The sequence below is a fragment of the Pseudomonas sp. D47 genome, assembly GCF_045447305.1.
Lineage (GTDB): Bacteria > Pseudomonadota > Gammaproteobacteria > Pseudomonadales > Pseudomonadaceae > Aquipseudomonas.
This window is the reverse complement of record NZ_JBJGXU010000159.1, coordinates 1-888: the sequence shown is the minus strand read 5'-3', so window position 1 is coordinate 888 and position 888 is coordinate 1. Positions and strand designations below refer to the sequence as shown.

Annotated in this window: 1 protein-coding gene and 1 pseudogene; both read right to left on the bottom strand. The window is 48.6% G+C overall.

Features of this window, described 5'->3' with window-relative positions; all coding sequences use genetic code 11:
- Nucleotides 1–152: pseudogene (locus tag ACI77I_RS32035) on the bottom strand (AMP-binding enzyme); the annotation flags it as partial.
- 197 nt (nt 153–349) lie between these two features.
- Nucleotides 350–730 carry a hypothetical protein gene (locus ACI77I_RS32030; protein WP_177034928.1) on the bottom strand — a complete coding sequence of 127 codons (381 nt, stop codon included), beginning with the start codon at nt 728–730 and terminating at the stop codon, nt 350–352.
- Nucleotides 731–888 lie beyond the last annotated feature (158 nt).

Here is an 888-nt window from a genome sequence, read left to right as displayed (position 1 = left end):
CATTGGCAACGACTCACGCAACACAATGCGCTTGGGCACTTTGTACGCGGTGAAGCTTTGCAGGCAGTACGCCTTCAACTCTTCAAACCACAAAAACTTCACAGCCTCCCCCCTGAGCGTTCGTCCGGAACACCAATGACTGCGCAGTTGGCTGCATTATTATTGCCCTCAATTCATACGGTGCTTTCCAACTTATTGGCCTTCGCTCGCGTGCAGGTAACGAATGCGTACAACCACCCGTCAACCTGAAGGCGCTTGCCTCTTCGCTCAACTACGAAATAAACAGCCCCACCTTGGACAAACAAGCGTGTCTGCTGAACCTCTCCGCCCACCAGGCAACCAGCTCAGATCACAGGTCAGCTACATCTGGCAACACCGCTGATTGTGGGCTGGCATCTGTCTTGTAGTGCTGGACAAGCACTCCGCGCTTGTCGAACTCAAAAACAGTGGTTTCGCTCAAATTCTTTTTACCCATGAATGGAACACCGGGAATATAGGTATACCCATAGCTCCAGACCTCACCGCCATCAACCTCAAATTTCAAACCTGGTTGACCAACAGACTTGATAACGTCGCTTTTGGTCGTTTTCTTATCTACAAAAGCTAACATTTTTACCGCACTGATATTCACCCCTGCCGAGTAATCCAATGCTGTGCTCACTTTCGCAATTGGCTGGCAGGCTGTCATTGTAATAACACACGCAGAAACAGCGAATATCTTCTTAAACATGGAAAATTCCTTTTTCTCAATTTTTGGCGGCGAGCTTTAGAGTGTCTTGTGTTGCGGCTTCAAGCGTCTCAATACGCTTTAACAGATAGCGATTGAGTTGCCGCATCTCTTCGTATTTGCCCTCCAGATCCAGCGAACCATCAATTCGAGCGATCATC